Raw genomic sequence first — 14,775 nt, 5'->3', positions numbered from 1 at the left:
CTGTTACCCCCGAGTCTTATCATGATTATCGATCCGGTACCCCAAACCGTACACTGTTTTTATATATACAGGTTGTCTTGGATCTTTCTCAATCTTTTGACGTAAGTTCTTAATGTGTGTGTCGATGGTACGATCGCTTCCCTCGAAATCCAATCCCCATACCTCTTCCACAAGTTCTTCTCGTGTCCATGTACGGCCTGGATAACGGAGTAGCGTTGTCAATAAACGATACTCATTCGGAGTCATATCCATCGGCTTTCCTTTCAGGGTTACATTCTTCTCACGTAGAGATACCATCAAGTCCCCTAATTCCACGATATCACTCAGTGACTGGTAATCACCTATCCTACGTAATATGGCTCGAACTCTGGCCACTAACTCACGGGGACTAAACGGTTTTACAAGATAGTCATCGGCACCAATCTCCAATCCAGTGATTCTGTCAGCTTCGCTGCTTTTTGCCGTCAACATTAGGATGGGTATACGAGAAGTTTTACGTATTTCCATACACACGTCTTCTCCAGTCATATCTGGCAACATAAGATCAAGGATAATGAGCTCCAAGGGATATGATGAGGCGATCTCCAATGCTTCTCGGCCGTTCTCAGCGGTCATTACATGGTAACCTTCCTTGCTCAGATAAGACGATAAAATTTCCAGAATCTTAGATTCATCATCAACAATTAGAATCGTAGACACCGCTACTGCACCTCCAGTAAAGATCGAAGAACGGATATCGAAAGCTAACGAGTCATTTCTGATGGTTTTCCCAAGCGCTCTTTGTACGTCAGGAAAGCCATGATAGTAAGCATAACCAAAACTACGATAAAGCTTGTCCACTGAGCAGCTGTCCAATTGAATAAATATCTCGGTGTGTCACCACGTAAAAACTCCAGAATAAATCTCCCCAGCGCATATAAGATTTGATAGGTGGCAAAGATCATTCCCTTTGGTAACCGCTTGTTTTTTATCGCTAGCAAGATTCCGAAAATGACAAAATCCCATTGACCTTCCCAAATTTCAGCTGGCCACAACGGCTGAGAGCCGTAACGTTCATAAGCAATCGTTCCTTCCGGATAGACAATACCGAAATTGCTGCCCGTTGGTGATCCAAACGCATCTCCATTCAAAAAACAGGCAATCCTTCCAACCCCTTGTCCGAAGACAACAGCCGGAGCCAATGTATCAACAAAGTCCCAGAATGACAACTTATGCCGCCATGTGTAGTAAATCGCTGATCCAATCCCTCCAACAATCGCCCCTTGGATGGATAAGCCACCGTTCCAAATTGCTGCCATTTCCAAGGGATGAGCGGAATAATACGACCATTGAAAGAATAAGACCTCCCACAGTCTTGCTCCTATGATAGCGGAAATGACTGCAGTAACAGTAAACGAGGATAAATGATCACGGTATACCGTTTCCCTTGCCAAGTACCTGGCAAGACCGAGTGATAAGAGAATAGCCAGGGCAACGACAAGACCATAGGAACGAACAGGATAATCCCCCAAATAAAATAAGATCACTCTCATAAGTAATTCTCCTTTCTAACAAACTTATAGGTTGCATTCAAATCAAGTATTTTTCATAGAAAAACCTTCACTGTATAGCTGAAAATTGCTTTCACATATCCAATCCAAAACAACCTACAACCTTGTTTCTGACCTTACTTAATGTAAGTATAGAAGTTAAGTTTGTTGAAATTATGGAGAGTACGATTTTAGATGGTCACAAATAGTCGAGAGTTAACTTAAAACATGCAATTATAAAATCCTCTCGTTACAAGTAAAATATCCCCTCTTAAAAGAGGAGATATCATTCGGTTCAATCTATTCTGTATATTGGAAAGGAAAACGTAAGCCCCCGTCACGAATGACAAGGGCTTTCACAAAAACTATCCCATCCGAAAAATTCGAATTTCGGTGATCTAATGGGCAGTCCTTAATATAGCGCTTTTATTTCACAGGCAACTATTACTCAATTTCAAATTTCTCTTCCTGAAGGGTAAACCGAGTTTGTTGTGTTCTAATTACGCAAATAGCTGCCAGGTTGACAGCTCACTTAGTTGATAATTCGCTTTCTATGACCCATTTATGATTTCTCACCATTGCTTCCCCCGTTGTCGGCATGTAATCAACCATATAAACCGTAGTAGGTTGGGCTGAATCAATAGTAGCGGTTACATCGTTCATACCACTTATATGATCCGCCTGTACTATCACTTCGGAGCCTGGTTTGAATGGTTCAGAACCTGCATTTTTAATCTCTTCATGAATAATCCATTTATGATTTTTAACTTTTGGTCCTCCTGTTGTCGGAGTATATGAAATAGAATAGGCTGTTGTATCATAAGCACCTACGACCGTTGCTGTAGCGCCGTTCATTCCTTCCATGTGATCTGATTTAATAATTACTTGCGAACCAACTTTATATGTCGGATTGCTTGCTTCTTTCAATCCTTTCGGAACTTCAGCCGAACCTGAATGATTCAAGTTAGCATGATTCATTCCTTGATTAACATTTTCTTGACTTTGGTTAGGTTGATTACTAGGGGTCCCATTATTTCCACAGCCACTGATAGCAATAATCGAAGCGACACAAATAATAGCTAGCTGTTTTTTCATCTACTAAATACCTCGTTATTGTTGTAATTAATACTAGCATTAAATCCTCCAGGAGTGTTTAAACATACAAATATTGGTTATTGTAATTATGAGATTCCATTTCCCCCAATTTGGACAAGGATAAGAACAAAGGTAATCATTCAGTGTGTCTTAAATACGTTAAGCCTACAACTACTTAATCAATAATGATAATGGGGAAACCAATAAACACAATTGTTTCCTCTCCATTACTACTCAAATGGGTATTCATTTGAATATTCACTTTTTTTCCTTTGCTACTCACAAATCTAGAGAGTTTTCCAGAATATCCCGTAACACTAGCAGATGCCTCTCCCCAAAACCCCTCCACAACAGTCCCGTTAAACTTATTGAGGAGAGAACGGATGAAGGATTTTTGAGTACTTATATCCATTTTTGCAGGGTAAACTCCTTTTAGCGAGACATTAATGACTGGCTGAATACCGGCCTCTCTAAGCAACTCAGTCAATTTTTTGAAGTTCATGTTTAATTGTTGCTCGTCTTTTACTTGTCCAATCATTTCTACTACAATGAATGTTTTATAAAGAATCTGGTTCAAAGAAACCCGCTCTCTTTCTCCTCCCCATACGACCCGAAGCATTTGACCGTCAGAGAGCAGTTTTTGTCCCTGAAATTTTATTAGACGGTCTCTCTGTTTTGTATGAGTGACTTCTTGCAAAGACAGTGAAAAGGTTGTCTCTATTTGTGTCTTCTTGGAGAGCACACTAGCAAGACTTTGGTTTCCTTTTAAAAAATTGCTGTGCTGTAAAGCCATTTTCTCCACCTTGAGTTGAGAATCGGTGTATGATTGGTACAATAAACGGGCGTCCTTTATACCGCCGTCCTCCACTCCATATACGGTTTTGACGACAACAAACGCTCCAAAGAGAATGATAAGACAAAGTATTGCGACAAATAAATTTCTTTCATACTTAATCCCCATATTGATCCCCTCCCTCCATATCAGTATGGTCATATCGACCAACAGATAATCTTACCAATAATGAACTTATGAACCTGTTTATGAAACCATTTTTCCATTTAATCAAGGCATTACTATAATGGAGCCAAAATATACGGCACCTCTTATCAAAAGCCCACATTTCTGAGCCCTTTACTGTTCCCATCATAACAGCTGTAGGCGTAGCGAGACCTACAGCATACAGGCAATCAATTAGAAAACTGTAACCGCACGATTCAGGGCTGGGCTGGTGTAAAGCCAATTGTAACCACTGCGATCCCAATGAACTATAAAATAAGACCGCCTTTTCCCGAGGCGGTCTTATTGTTCGGCATTTTTCAATGTAAGCTAGAAGAACTCTTGTAGGGTTCAAATAACAATGTACATAAATGGACTATAAAGGGCGGATGTCCCTTTACTTATTCCTTCATTTTCAACAAGCGCATGCTATTTAATATCACAATTAATGCTGCCCCGGTATCACTTAAAACGGCAAGCCACAAGGTGAGCCATCCCGGAAAGATGAGAACGAGTGCAGCCAGCTTGACGACAATCGAGAACCAAATGTTTTGTTTAATAATTTGCAGAGCTGTTCGGCTTAATTTTACTGTGTGCGGAAGTTTCTCCAGGTTATCCGCCATTAACACGATATCAGCAGTTTCCATGGCAGTGTCTGTACCTGCTCCCCCCATGGCAATTCCCAAATCTGCCGTCGCCAATGCTGGTGCGTCGTTGATTCCATCTCCAACCATTGCGACTACTTTGCCTTCTTGCTGAAGTTGTTTCACTGCCTTTACTTTCTCTTCTGGAAGCAATTCCGCAAAGTATCTGCTTACACCAGTTTGCTCTGCAACCTTCTTCGCAGTGCCGGTGTTATCTCCGGTCAGCATGACAACCTCGTTCATTCCGGTATCTTTTAATTTGCGAATGGCACTAACAGTAATGTCTCGAATGGAATCGGCAACTGCAATAAGCCCGAAGATTTTCTGGGAGTTACCGATGATGACCAATGTGTTCCCTTCGCTTTGTAACGACTGGATTCGAGGCTTCAAATCTTCGAACGAGATCCCAAGTTCTTCAAATAAGGCAGGTTTTCCAGCGTAATATTTCTCTCCATGAATCGTAGCCGAAGCCCCTTTTCCGACAATGGCTCGGAAATCCTCGGCCGCCATGGCAGAAATATTTTTATCTGCGGTGTATTTCATAATGGCCTGTGCGATTGGATGTTTGGAATGCTCCTCAATTGTACGTGCAATACTCAGCAATTCTTCCTCGCTATCTTGGAGCAAAATGATCTCCGATACCTTAGGTTTTCCTTCAGTTAATGTTCCTGTCTTATCAAACGCGATTGCGTTTATCGCTCCGGCAGTCTCTAAAAAAGTACCGCCTTTAATTAAAACTCCGTTTCTTGCTGCATTTCCAATGGCAGATACAATCGCTACCGGTGTGGAAATGACCAACGCGCAAGGGCAAGCAACCACTAAGAGCTCAAGCCCCTTATAAAGCCATTCTGTCCACGTCCCAAAACCAAGAAGCGGTGGAAAGACAATGACTAGCAATGCAAGAACCAACACAATTGGAGTGTAAATAGCTGCAAACTTATCAACGAATGCTTGGGTCGGAGCTTTTTTCTCCTGTGCTTCTTCCACAAGATGAATAATCCTCGCTATGGCTGTGTCCTCAACAAGCTTGGTTACTGTTATTTCCAGTGATCCGCTCTCATTCACGGTCCCTGCGTAAACGTCATCTCCCACTACTTTATCTACAGGGATTGATTCTCCAGTAATTGGGGCCTGGTTTACACTAGAAGCACCTTTTACAACCTTGCCATCCAGTGGGATTTTTTCACCTGGCTTAACGATAAGAACGTCTCCTACGTTAACCTCTTCAACAGGCGTTCGAGTAAGGGACTCGCCTCTCTTTACCCATGCTTCAGAAGGCGCCACATCCATCAAATTTCGAATGGAATTCCTCGTCTTTTCAATGGATTTGGTCTGCAGCATGTTTCCAAGTGAAAAAAGCCAAACCACTGTTGCCCCTTCGAACCACTCACCGATGAATGCAGCTCCAACCGCCGCAACCGTCATTAACACGTTCATGTCCAACGATCCACTCTTGATTGCGTAAAAAGCGCTGCGAGCTGGTCTGTAACCACCAACTAGAATCGAAAGGGCGTACAAAACAGTGATGACCAATGGGGATGCGTTTGTAAATGACCCTAAGAAACCAAGAGCTAAAAGAACGCCTGAAACTACCGTCAACGAAGTACCTGTTTTATCCGTAGCTGCCTCCTTCTTGGTTTTGCGTTTTGAAACCAGATTTGCCTTGTATCCTGCTTTGGAGACTTCATTCACAATTTCTTCAGTACTAAGCCCTTCTTGAACAATCTGCATTTTGCCTGTTGAGAAGTTTACATTTACTTCTTTGACAGCTGCATTTGACTTCATATGTTTTTCCAGCGTAAGCGCGCATGAGCTGCAATCCATTCCTTCAATCAAAAACACTTGAGCATTTTTTCTTTGATCAAGAACTTCCGCCCGATATCCAATTTTACCTACCTGCTGTTCAACAATATTTAATACAGATAGGTCTTCCACCTCAACCTGCATCTTGGCAGTGCTGTAGTTCACGTTAACGTTTCTAACTCCCTGGATCTTCCCTATTCCTTTTTCAATGGTGACAGCGCATGCCGGACAATCCATACCGTAAATTCGGTACTCCGTTGCATTCGAAGACAATACTGCTCTCGCGTTCTCCTTCGCTTTTGAATTGCATTGATCGTCCGCACAGCAATTAGCCTTCACTTTTGTCTCCAAAATCGGGAGACTCTTTATAAATGTAAAATCAGCTGGTTTGCTGGATGATGTAACTTCACAGCACGAATCGTTTTTCACCTTTTCCTGTTCCGCACTACAGCTATTGTCATTGCAGCAGGCGTCCTTTTTTATTTCTTCTTGCATCATCTCTCACCGCTTTCCAACATTCTGCAATTGATCTCTTTCATTAGGTACTCGGCATCCTTGCCAACTCCGCCAATCAATGCCGAACCTCGTCGATACTGCCATGGCTGGCCAAGAAAATATAAGCCTGAAATGGGGCTGATTCCTCGTTGATGGATCACGTTCCCTTTTTGATCAAGAACTCCGTCTATATCAATCCATGAATAATCACGATAAAATCCTGTAGCCCATACTACATTTTGTACTGTTATTCTGCTTTTATCGGGAAAAACAGCTTCCTTCCCAGAAAATCCGCTTACTTTGGGCATCAGTTTGATTTTTCCTTGCGCTACAAGTGATTTCAGTTCAGGACCTAATCCAAAAATAGGATCTTTTTGTTGCTTAAGCCATTTTCCAAACTTTGTGTCAATGTTAGCATGTAGCATTCCCAGTTTATCGAACCACCAAAATATGCTTTTGGTAAGAAGGTTCAAGGGCATAAATTTTCGTTCTTCACCTAGTGCAAGATAAACTTCTCTCTCTTTGGAAAGCTCAATTGCTATCTGAACCCCGGTGTTCCCTCCTCCTACGACGAGTGCGGCACCGGGACGCAATTCTTTAGGAGAATGATATACAGCGGAATGCATTTGATAAACTTTTTCGGAAACACTACCTGCCATATTCGGGGTAAAAGGTTTCTGAAATGGACCTGTTGCAATTACGACTTGTTTTGCATAGTAGTCACCTTGGCTTGTAAGGACATGAAATACTCCATCTGCGAATTCCATGCCTTGCACTTTTGTCTGTAAATCAATCGGAATTGAAAATCGATTCGCATATGCCTCAAGGTAATCAGCAACATCGTCTTTATTCGGTAACCCATTGGGATCACCAGGAAAAGCTAATCCAGGCAATGAACTATAGGAGCGAGGAGTGAACAGAACTAAGGAGTCATATCGATTCCTCCATACATCCCCCACTCGCTTTTCTGCGTCAACAAGTACGAATGATTTCGATTGCTGCTTCAAAAAGTACCCCATAGCCAGCCCAGACTGACCAGCTCCAATCACCAATATATCAACATTGCGGCCCATGCCAGATCTTCCCCTTGCTAATACATTTAAATACTCATTTGAATATTATAGTAACTTAGCATCATTACCGACGCAAGCGTTTTGTATAGAAATATCTGCCTATTTCTTGGTACAGAGTAGATATTTATAAATCAAGAAGACCTCATCCTTTGATGAAGTCTCCAGGGCAAAGGAACAGGCTGCCAAAGTTGCTCGGCAGCCTGTCACCACGGACCTTAATTATTTTTTACCTTTCGTTCCACCCAAAATTTCAAAAATTACTTCTGCATTTTTCGTGTTATCAATCAAACCAGAGAGCTTTTCTTTCCCAGGGCCAAACGCATATACGTTCACGTCTTCTCCTGTGTGTCCACCGGTTGTCCAGCCTGTAAAGGAACGGGTATTAATAATTGATTCGATCGCATTGTCGATATCCACTTGTTTTTTCGTTTCGGCAGCCTTCTTCACAGATGCGATTTCTTCCGTTGTCAGTTCCAGGTCAATATACTTCTTAAGTGTTTCTTCAACATTTGCACCTTTCGCGATTTCTGCAGAAATGACATCTGGCGTACGTTTCGCTGCTTTAATGGGTGCTACGAGGAAGTTGTATTGATCTTTTGCACCAACAGATAATCCACCTGTGGAGTGGTCAGCAGTAGCTACCACCAACGTGTGTCCGTCCTTCTTCGCGAAATCAATTGCCGCTTTAAATGCCTTTTCAAAATCCTCCATCTCGCTCATTGCGCCAACGATATCATTATCGTGTCCAGCCCAGTCTATCTGGCTTCCTTCCACCATCAAGAAGAAACCATCTTTATCTTTGCTTAGACGATCAATAGCAGCTGTTGTCATATCTTCGAGGGAAGGGGTCGCTTCAGAGCGGTCAATCATTTTGTCCATTCCGCCAGGGGCAAACAATCCGAGAATTTTGTCATTCTTATCTTTCAACAGATCTTGCTTATTTGTTACATAGCTGTAGCCTGCTTTCTTAAATTCTTCCGTTAGGTTTCGATCTTTACGGTCAAAGTTACCCAAACCACCACCCAGCATTACATCAATCTTATGCTGGCCATTGACCATTTCGTCAAAGTAGTCGTTTGCAATTGCGTCCATGTTCTTACGGCTTTCATCATGAGCACCGTAAGCAGCTGGTGTAGCATGTGTAATTTCAGAAGTAGCCACCAAGCCAGTAGACTTGCCCACTTTCTTCGCTCGTTCAAGGACTGTCTCAACTTCCGATTTGTCGTTGTCTACTGCAATCGCATTGTTATAAGTTTTTACACCGGCAGACATTGCAGTGGCTGCGGACGCAGAGTCTGTAATGTTTTGCTTATCATCATCAGCGTAAGTCATTTGGGTTCCGACAAGATATTTGTCGAACTCTGTTAGCTCCTTAGTAGGAGTTGTCGGGTCATCCTTCATATAACGGTATGCTGTTGTATATGCCGGACCCATACCGTCACCGATTAAGAAGATGACATTTTTAATTTGTGCATTATTCTCTTTATTTTCTTCTGCTTTTACAGGACCAAGATTCACTCCATAAAATGCGGCCGTAATAGCTAAAGAAGAGATCACAGCCATGGGTACCAGCTTTTTGGGGAATGTACGTAACATCTTGTACCTCCTAAAGAATGAATTTTCGTATGCTTCATATAAGATTCTAGTATTCGTATATTGAGAAATAGCGATCTGTATGTAAAGAAGTGTAAGGAAACGGTAAAGTAGGGTTAAATAACGACATAATTTCTCATCATCAAATAAATGAGCCCTTGTTCTCCCCACTGGGCAAGAACAGGACCCCTATAGACTTTTCTTATTGGTTTCTCATTATCAGATGTTATCCTTTACTACTAGTATCATCTTCAAATACGTCTTTTGTTGATTTCTTAAACTCCCGAATGGAATCGCCGATTGCCCGGCCGATTTGTGGAAGTTTGCTTGGTCCGAACATGACAAGAGCGATGACAAGTATCAATATCAACCCTGGTATTCCAATGCTCGATAGCATACCTTTCCCTCCTTAAAACTTCACCAGAAAAGCAGTCGCGTACATGATGACAATTCCCACAAACATGCTTGCGACATTCAACCAAGAAATAGAAGGCAACTTCCACTCGTTGCTCTCCTTAAACAAGTGACGAGTGATGACGTAAATCACCTGAATGATTGCCCCAGCCCCGATCCCCAAAAATAGCGTAGCCAGGATCGGAGAAAAGGCAAATCCACCAATCCATGTTCCAAAAATAGCAGGTGCCCCAGCTATCACAGCAAGCGACAAGAAAGTACGCGCCTTGGGTTTCTCATTTAACAACGGTGCCGCAATCCCTATGCCTTCTGTAATATTGTGCAGGGTGAACCCGATGACTAAGAAGGTACCAAGAGCTCCTTTTCCCAACGCAAAAGCTGATCCTATCGCCAACCCTTCCCCCAAGTTATGAAGACCGATCCCACTAGCGAGAAGATATGATGTACGTAAACCTGAATGATTCCCGCATAGCTTTCTATCGTTATATTGGTCAAAAGCAACTAGCCCTAAAAAGCTGAGAAGTGCTCCTAAGAATAATACACTTACCCCTTGATATACAGCCGCTGCTTCACCTGCTATTTCCAATCCTTCCTCAAATGTATCCACCACAAGGAAAACCAATAATCCAATGGTCAATGCCAACATGGCGTGAATGCCTCTACGGGAGAAATTCCTCATAAATGGATACCATAGCAGTCCCAACCCAACAGGTACGACACCGACATACAATCCGATTATGGCGTACTTCGCAAACAACCCCGCAGATGGTACAGGCGTTATCTGCGCGACTGGAACTTCCGTTTCAAAAGCTATGGCATTGGCTGTCATCAATTTAATTCGGTGTGGCTCCCCATATATCCACGGATAAGGGATGTATATCTTCCCTGACTCAAACCTGGCCAATTTATTGGATGGTTGAAAATCAACGTTCCAGATTGCATCATTGACCATCAGCATAGCTATTGTCACATCTTCAGGTCCAACATTTTCTACATCCAGAACAAATCCGTCCTTCACCACTTCTACCCGTTTTATGGACACATTTTCGATTGGTGCTGCCGGATCTTGCTCTACTCCAATACCCAGAGTAAAGAACAGGGACAGAGCCACAATTAATAATCCGGCGGGCAGAAGCGCTGTCAAAAACCATCTGCTGGCCTTTTTTTCTTTTCCATACGATTTCAGGTGGTTCATCGTCTACCCTCCTATTACTTGGCTTCAAAAAATCCCATCCAGCCTAATTCGGAAAATTCGCTTTGATGAGCATGGAACATATAGCGCCCTGGCTCAGGGAACACAATTTCAAGTATTCCTCGTTCCCCTTGAATCTGGGAGATGGTATCCGTGAATATACGCGGATTTGACTCATGTCCATTTGCTGTATAGTGGAAAAAGTTTGCATGCAAGTGAAACGAGTTCAGCAAATCAAATTCGGTCATATTGCTGAGATAAATTCGGATAAGTTCTCCTGCTTTAACCTGGATAGGATGATTGTGAAAGGCAAACGCGTATCCATTGACAGTGTAAATATCGTTTTCGCCATCCAAATCCAGATCAAACCCGTTCATCACCATATTAAGTTCCAGAGCCTTCTCCCTCGGTTTTTTGGGGTCGATTATGAAATTGCCGTACATTCCTTTATGGATGTGGCGTGACAGTGGCATGACGTGGCAGTGATAAACATGTAGGCCATGCGGTTTGCAATCAAATTCATACGTAAAGGTTTCTCCCGGTGCCACCGGCTCCAGCCCATCCATATTCGTCGGATGTATACCGTGAAAGTGAATGTTATGCGGATGACTGGACAAATTCTTGAAAGTGACGCGAATTCTGTCTCCCTCTGTACAACGGATGGTTGGACCAGGGATCCGTCCATTATATACCCACCCTGGAAACATCATCCCTTTGGCCACCTCAACAGATTGCTCCGTTGAGGTGATTTCAAACTCCCTTAACGTCTGCCCGTTGGGTAGAATACTCACCTTTCCGTAATCAAAATCGGTCAGCACCTTTTGTGCCATTTTCAATCCTTCCGTAATCTCGTTTCCCGGGTTGTAGCCGTGTCCCTTGCGAGCATGGTCCATTGTTGTGCTCGTCATTGCACTCACTTGCATACCGGAACCAAAAACCCGTTCGAATGGCGCTAAAACAGTTGCCCCCAATGCGCCCAGAGTACCGAACATCCCCATCTTTAAGATTTGACGCCTATCCACTTTTTTCGACAAGACTATTTCCCCTCCTCAAAAAAGTTTTATTAAATTATAAAAGTTTCCCTGATGCAACATTAAGGATAAAAAAAGGCATGTTTCCTATGTGACATTTTTTTGCACCAGGCAAACATCCTGATCTAATCATATGTCGATTGAGCTTATTTTGTAAACCATTATTATAAAAAGCCCGTCCTTATTTGGACGGGCTTTAGTGATTTATACAACTGCAAGCATCATTGAAAGATATCCAGAAAGAACGAACATAACCCCCATAAAAACACCGAAAAATGGAGACATTTTCTTTTGGAAAGTGAGGAATAACATAACCCCAAACAATAACGCCGCAATTGCAAGCAATAAACTCATGGGAGTCCATGTAAGAGTCAGCTGCGGATTTTTCGTCAAAACACCTTGGTACAGCTGCACAAACAAGGAAGATGGATCAGCCATCTTCAGCGTCTGTGCCACATCGTGGGGCGGTTCCTGTACACTCATGAAACCAGTTGCTGAAAAAACCATCAATACAAGGATACTTTCTGCCCTGGTCCAAGGAATCGGGGTGAAACCAACCTCATTTCGTAACCGCCTTTTCACCAAGAAACCATTGATAACTCCAAAAATGAGGAGTGGTACAATCAGTAAATGTTTGAATAGCAAAGCCTGACCATAGGGTAGGATCCAGGAGTTGTAGTAGTCGGGTGCGATGTAAATTGTGAGAACAAGACCGGCAACGATGGTTACTAAAACACAAATGGCAGCAACAGGATGAAACCACTGTAAGAATCGATCCCAATTTGAATCGCTCTTTGAAAACCATCCCGACAAAAGAAGAATCCCAATCCAGATACTCATTGCCATGAAATGTGCGGTATGTGCGATGAAGCCTCCCCACTCATACAAGGACGCAGCGTGACTCGACCAGCCTAAAGCTATTTCAAGACCTATGGCTACCAAGATTGATATAACCATGAGCTCTGGAGAAGCATTTCTTTGGTAAGCAGCTGTGATCAGACCAAACAATAGAACAGAAAGGACCAGGGTTACAAGCCATCCTTTTCCTACTTCAAACGTGAACAGGATAGAGGTAATGAGATCTGCTAGGGGTATATTGGGATCAGAGATGAAATACAAGATAACCCGTAGTACTGGCATAAAGGATAATAAAGCAATCCCTGTCACTGAAAGAAGGATTACTGATTTCGGCAACATAATCGGGGGCTTACGATCCTCTGGAACTACCTGTAGGATCAAGCCTCCCATAACAATAGAAAAACAAAGATACAATAGGATTTCACTTATAATAAACACGTTACTTTCCCTTCTTCCGAAGGATCAAGCCGATACATACAAGGACTATCACAAAAATGACGATCGCCGCGATCCACAAGATCGTATAGGAATTTGAATTCCCGCTAGAAACTGGCGTTTGGGCAACGCTAGGTTCCGGTGTAACAGTTGGTTCTGGTGTAGCAGGTGTGGTAGTTTGATTTTGGCTTGTAGGCTGCGTTTCTGTCTTATTTCCTTTCACTTGAAAAGAATACTTCCCTTCAATTGGATGACCGTCGGCACCAATTATCTTCCAGTTAACTGTATAGGGCCCGTCTGAGATAGTGCTAGGTACGCTCCCACTCATTACCTGGTTGTTAATCTGTATGGAGTCAACAGGAACCAGCTCGCCATTTTCGTTCATTAAGCTAAAAGAGCTTCCCTTCTCTACTTTGGACTCGAATGTAAGGGTTATCTCATTTACATCCTCTACAGTTTCGCCATCTTTTGGTGTGGATTGTTCCAATCCAGTATGGGCAAACACAACTGATGGAATCATTGTGAAACAAAAAACCATAATAAGAAGAAGCACTTTACCGAGATGAGTAGATCGCCTAACATTCATCATCATTTCCTCCAATACCCTAACATTTAAAGGGCCAGAAATTCACTTTCCACTTTGAACTTGCCAATTATTACCACAATCTAAACACTTACATTTCGTAATCTTTCTCTTCTCCAACATTAACCGAATAACAAATAGAACAAATGAAGCACCTAAACCGATAAGTAGATAAACCATAGGTGATCCTTGCGTCGCTATGGCTATCCAAGCTGCGATTCCAATCATTACAACATATAAAGAACCGTACAGAACACGATTGATGGTATGTGTGATGTCAACTTTCTTTGAAGTGCAACTAGGACACTGTTGCTCTAGTACATTTTCCATGGATATTTACTCCTATCTATATTTATTTCCTAGCTTGGCATGGGAGTTGGTGTAGGTTTACCGTAACCGTCTTTATAGGTGTCATCAATAAAGGTCCGAATTTCTTTTATACTCTTTCCCTCTTTTAACATCTTGGAAGAAGTGAACGCAATCTCCAAACAAGTTCCACACCGTGTTCCATGGTCATCCCAAACAACAGACCCATCCTTCTTTACCTCTTTAATAAAGCAATTTCCGTTATTCTTGTGACCGGCCTCTTCCCCACATCCACAATAACAAGGGATCCATTGTAATAAATCATTGCTCAAACCTGCGATTTGATAAATAAGTTTGATTTGCGGATCACCCTTGTCCAAAAAAGTTGGAAGCACTTTTATGGAGGCCGTTGTTTCTTGAATGTCACTTGGCATGCTACTATGCTGTTGCCGGGAATGCTCATCGGTTGCTACCGGAGCAGCATTTTGAGTTGAACACCCTGTTATTAGGATAGTAGCTATGATACCGATCAACCATGAAAGTGATGATTTCAACGTAATTCTCCTCTCCTGTACATCCTTAATCAAATAATCTTTTAATCATTTTAATAGTACATGAAAACCTTTTTAAGCTCTACAAAGCCATCAAAATGTCACTTTTCCTTTTCACTTTTCATTAGAATGACTATACTAAGAAGACACTGTAAGTATGTAAGAGGTGATTCACG

General features: G+C 42.3%; 14 protein-coding genes. All 14 read right to left on the bottom strand.

Features of this window, described 5'->3' with window-relative positions; genetic code table 11:
- Positions 1-3: 3 nt before the first annotated feature.
- The gene (locus ACLIN2_RS31495; protein ID WP_411504676.1) at positions 4-699 is read right to left on the bottom strand and encodes a response regulator transcription factor; all 696 of its coding nucleotides are present in this window, start codon (positions 697-699) and stop codon (positions 4-6) included.
- 44 nt (positions 700-743) lie between these two features.
- Positions 744-1,532 carry a prolipoprotein diacylglyceryl transferase gene (gene lgt, locus ACLIN2_RS31490; protein WP_411504675.1) on the bottom strand — a complete coding sequence of 263 codons (789 nt, stop codon included), beginning with the start codon at positions 1,530-1,532 and terminating at the stop codon, positions 744-746.
- 525 nt (positions 1,533-2,057) lie between these two features.
- The gene (locus ACLIN2_RS31485) at positions 2,058-2,624 is read right to left on the bottom strand and encodes a YdhK family protein (protein ID WP_411504674.1); all 567 of its coding nucleotides are present in this window, start codon (positions 2,622-2,624) and stop codon (positions 2,058-2,060) included.
- Positions 2,625-2,799: 175 nt separating this feature from the next.
- Positions 2,800-3,585, bottom strand: a complete 786-nt coding sequence (locus ACLIN2_RS31480; RefSeq protein ID WP_411504673.1) for a YwmB family TATA-box binding protein — start codon at positions 3,583-3,585, stop codon at positions 2,800-2,802.
- A gap of 437 nt (positions 3,586-4,022) precedes the next feature.
- Positions 4,023-6,563: a heavy metal translocating P-type ATPase gene (locus ACLIN2_RS31475; RefSeq protein ID WP_411504966.1), complete on the bottom strand. Its 2,541-nt coding sequence runs from the start codon at positions 6,561-6,563 to the stop codon at positions 4,023-4,025.
- Positions 6,563-7,636 carry a flavin-containing monooxygenase gene (locus ACLIN2_RS31470; protein ID WP_411504672.1) on the bottom strand — a complete coding sequence of 358 codons (1,074 nt, stop codon included), beginning with the start codon at positions 7,634-7,636 and terminating at the stop codon, positions 6,563-6,565. The genes ACLIN2_RS31475 and ACLIN2_RS31470 overlap by 1 nt, the downstream gene beginning before the upstream one ends.
- Positions 7,637-7,855: 219 nt before the next feature.
- Entirely contained in the window at positions 7,856-9,232 is a 1,377-nt protein-coding gene (locus ACLIN2_RS31465; protein ID WP_411504671.1) for an alkaline phosphatase, read from the bottom strand.
- A gap of 223 nt (positions 9,233-9,455) precedes the next feature.
- Entirely contained in the window at positions 9,456-9,626 is a 171-nt protein-coding gene (locus ACLIN2_RS31460) for a twin-arginine translocase TatA/TatE family subunit (RefSeq protein WP_411504670.1), read from the bottom strand.
- Positions 9,627-9,638: 12 nt separating this feature from the next.
- Positions 9,639-10,838 (bottom strand): ZIP family metal transporter, encoded by a 1,200-nt coding sequence (locus ACLIN2_RS31455; protein ID WP_411504669.1) that lies wholly within the window; start codon positions 10,836-10,838, stop codon positions 9,639-9,641.
- 14 nt (positions 10,839-10,852) lie between these two features.
- Positions 10,853-11,833, bottom strand: a complete 981-nt coding sequence (locus ACLIN2_RS31450; RefSeq protein ID WP_411504965.1) for a multicopper oxidase domain-containing protein — start codon at positions 11,831-11,833, stop codon at positions 10,853-10,855.
- Between the two features lie 237 nt (positions 11,834-12,070).
- Positions 12,071-13,162, bottom strand: a complete 1,092-nt coding sequence (locus ACLIN2_RS31445) for a CopD family protein (protein WP_411504668.1) — start codon at positions 13,160-13,162, stop codon at positions 12,071-12,073.
- 1 nt (position 13,163) lies between these two features.
- Positions 13,164-13,745 carry a copper resistance CopC family protein gene (locus ACLIN2_RS31440; RefSeq protein WP_411504667.1) on the bottom strand — a complete coding sequence of 194 codons (582 nt, stop codon included), beginning with the start codon at positions 13,743-13,745 and terminating at the stop codon, positions 13,164-13,166.
- 42 nt (positions 13,746-13,787) lie between these two features.
- Positions 13,788-14,072 carry a hypothetical protein gene (locus tag ACLIN2_RS31435; RefSeq protein ID WP_411504666.1) on the bottom strand — a complete coding sequence of 95 codons (285 nt, stop codon included), beginning with the start codon at positions 14,070-14,072 and terminating at the stop codon, positions 13,788-13,790.
- Positions 14,073-14,101: 29 nt separating this feature from the next.
- Positions 14,102-14,602 (bottom strand): PCYCGC motif-containing (lipo)protein, encoded by a 501-nt coding sequence (locus ACLIN2_RS31430; RefSeq protein ID WP_411504665.1) that lies wholly within the window; start codon positions 14,600-14,602, stop codon positions 14,102-14,104.
- Positions 14,603-14,775 lie beyond the last annotated feature (173 nt).

The organism is Brevibacillus centrosporus, from assembly GCF_046622605.1.
GTDB lineage: Bacteria > Bacillota > Bacilli > Brevibacillales > Brevibacillaceae > Brevibacillus > Brevibacillus centrosporus.
This window is presented reverse-complemented; position numbering and strand designations above follow the sequence as displayed.

Coding starts and splice junctions, on each gene's coding strand:
- lgt (WP_411504675.1), bottom strand. CDS start 1,532: ATGAGAGTGATCTTATTTTATTTGGGGGATTATCCTGTTCGTTCCTAT.
- ACLIN2_RS31485 (WP_411504674.1), bottom strand. CDS start 2,624: ATGAAAAAACAGCTAGCTATTATTTGTGTCGCTTCGATTATTGCTATC.
- ACLIN2_RS31480 (WP_411504673.1), bottom strand. CDS start 3,585: ATGGGGATTAAGTATGAAAGAAATTTATTTGTCGCAATACTTTGTCTT.
- ACLIN2_RS31475 (WP_411504966.1), bottom strand. CDS start 6,563: ATGCAAGAAGAAATAAAAAAGGACGCCTGCTGCAATGACAATAGCTGT.
- ACLIN2_RS31470 (WP_411504672.1), bottom strand. CDS start 7,636: ATGGGCCGCAATGTTGATATATTGGTGATTGGAGCTGGTCAGTCTGGG.
- ACLIN2_RS31465 (WP_411504671.1), bottom strand. CDS start 9,232: ATGTTACGTACATTCCCCAAAAAGCTGGTACCCATGGCTGTGATCTCT.
- ACLIN2_RS31460 (WP_411504670.1), bottom strand. CDS start 9,626: ATGCTATCGAGCATTGGAATACCAGGGTTGATATTGATACTTGTCATC.
- ACLIN2_RS31455 (WP_411504669.1), bottom strand. CDS start 10,838: ATGAACCACCTGAAATCGTATGGAAAAGAAAAAAAGGCCAGCAGATGG.
- ACLIN2_RS31450 (WP_411504965.1), bottom strand. CDS start 11,833: ATGGGGATGTTCGGTACTCTGGGCGCATTGGGGGCAACTGTTTTAGCG.
- ACLIN2_RS31440 (WP_411504667.1), bottom strand. CDS start 13,745: ATGAATGTTAGGCGATCTACTCATCTCGGTAAAGTGCTTCTTCTTATT.
- ACLIN2_RS31435 (WP_411504666.1), bottom strand. CDS start 14,072: ATGGAAAATGTACTAGAGCAACAGTGTCCTAGTTGCACTTCAAAGAAA.